This window comes from Paraburkholderia sp. BR14320 (genome assembly GCF_040948665.1).
GTDB classification, from domain to species: Bacteria; Pseudomonadota; Gammaproteobacteria; order Burkholderiales; family Burkholderiaceae; genus Paraburkholderia; species Paraburkholderia youngii.
In genome coordinates, this window is record NZ_JBFPKG010000235.1 from 1 (window position 1) to 662 (window position 662).

1 protein-coding gene is annotated in these 662 nt (G+C 62.5%); it reads right to left on the reverse strand.

All coding sequences use genetic code 11. The annotated features are described in order from the left end of the window. A partial coding sequence (locus AB3X89_RS40090; RefSeq protein WP_368588038.1) for an AAA family ATPase occupies positions 1–662 on the reverse strand: 662 nt, incomplete at both ends.

Here is a 662-nt window from a genome sequence, read left to right on the forward strand (position 1 = left end):
TTTCGCCTGTTGTGGTTCGAGCTCCGGGACCGCGGGCGGCTCGCCGATGATCAGCTTCAGTTCGGGGATCAGTTCGCTCACCAGCGCCGCATTGGGCGAGAGCGCGTCCAGCAATGCGGCACGCCAGGCCGCCAGCTCCGCTTCGGACTTGCCCAACAGCATGCGCACGAGACTTTGAAATGCCTGGATCAGCGTGGCATAGGGGATATCGCGCTTGTACTGCTCGAACTTGCCGGATGCAAACAATCCCCGTGGCGGCACGAGGATCTTGTGCAGTTCATTGACCACCGACGATTTGCCGATGCCCGAATAACCGGAAACCAGCACGAGTTCGGGTGTGCCGGTCTCGACAATACGGGTGAAGGTGCTGACCAGGGTCTCGACTTCGCGCTCACGTCCGTAAAGCTTCTCGGGGATCATCAGCCGGTCGGGGGTGCCGTGCCCGTCCAGCGGAAAGTCGTCGATACGACCTTGACGCTGCCAGTCCGCGAGGCAACGTCGCAGATCATGCTCGACACCGGCAGCGGTCTGGTAGCGCTCCTCGGCGGTCTTGGCGAGCAGCTTCATGACGATGCGGGAGATGACGGCGGGGATGGCTTCCACCCGCGCGTTGGGTGCCGATGGCGTTCTGGCGATATGGCAGTGCACCCATTCCATGGCGT